At 44.4% G+C, this 1,219-nt stretch carries 1 protein-coding gene; it reads right to left on the bottom strand.

Annotated features, from left to right (window positions below; translation table 11 throughout):
• Positions 1-18: 18 nt before the first annotated feature.
• Positions 19-1,139, bottom strand: a protein-coding gene (locus tag ACTHO6_RS21170; RefSeq protein WP_440243816.1) for an IS3 family transposase whose coding sequence is annotated in 2 segments (ribosomal slippage) — positions 19-890 and positions 890-1,139 — 1,122 coding nt in all. Because the reading frame shifts where the segments join, the coding sequence is not laid out codon by codon here.
• Between the last annotated feature and the right edge of the window lie 80 nt (positions 1,140-1,219).

The raw sequence follows: 1,219 nt of genomic DNA, 5'->3' as shown, positions 1-1,219 counted from the left end.
TGGATTGTCAACAGTAATTCAGACAACTATTTTAAGGGCTTCTTGGCGATACTGAACAGGCGTCATATAGCCTAATGTCCCATGAATGCGATGCTTGTTGAACCAATTAACGTAATCGTACAATTCCAGTTCCAGATGACGAAGACTATGGAAGTTCATCTGGTTCACGAACTCTGTTTTTATGATTTTGTAGGTGGCTTCAGCCACAGCGTTATCGTATGGACAGCCTTTCGTACTTAGGGATCGGCTGATTTCAAACGTCTCCAGAAGTTCGTCTATCTTTTGATTTTTAAACTCACTGCCACGGTCAGTATGAAACCACTGAATCTGACGTAAATCGCCCTTGACGCTCGCAAAAGCACGGGAAATCAGAGCAGCGTCCTTATTTGGACCTGCACTATGACCAATGATCTCTCGATTGAACAAATCGACAAGCACACAAATGTAATGCCATCGGTTCTGAACCTTCACATAAGTCAGATCGCTGACAACGAAACGTTGGACTTCCTCCTGCTCGAACTCACGGTCCAGAACATTCCCCGTAGTTGCTTCATTAGAAGCGGTTTTATAGGGTTTATATTGAGCCACGGTGTAGGTGGAAACGAGCCCTTGCTCTTTCATGATCCCACCAATTCGACGTCTGGAGACGACGAATCCGCGTTCCTGGAGCTTGACTTTGATCTTTCGTGTACCGTAGGCTTTTCGATTTTTGTGGAAAATCTCCACTATCGCTTCGGTTAGATCGTCTACGTTCGGTTGTTCTTTCGCTTCATAGTAAAACGTACTTCTTGCGATTTGCAGGACTTCGCACATTGCTGATACCGAGTATTTATCAAGGTTGTTCTGGATGATAGCTACTTTCGTCCCATGATCAGCGCGGCTTGCTTTAAAATATCGACTTCCATTTTTAGGCGTTGGTTCTCTTTTCGTAAAGCGATCAGTTCATTTTCTTCTGACGAGCGATTGTCCTTCTCCTTGAAGGACCCCGTCGTCTGAGCCTGCTTGATCCAGCGGTCTAAAGCGGAAGCTGTGAGGTCATATTCCTCCACAATTGCTGCTCTGGATTTCCCGTTTTCATAGAGTTCCACCATTTGTTTTTTGAATTCTGAGGGAAAGGTACGTCGTTGCTGTTTTGGCATTGTAGAGATCCGCTCCTTAACATAATAGGTTTATTCTACAAGCCCTTATTTTTTCTGTCCAACTTAGTGTAACCGATCCA

Source organism: Brevibacillus sp. SAFN-007a, from assembly GCF_051967035.1.
Taxonomy (GTDB): domain Bacteria; phylum Bacillota; class Bacilli; order Brevibacillales; family Brevibacillaceae; genus Brevibacillus.
This window is presented reverse-complemented; position numbering and strand designations above follow the sequence as displayed.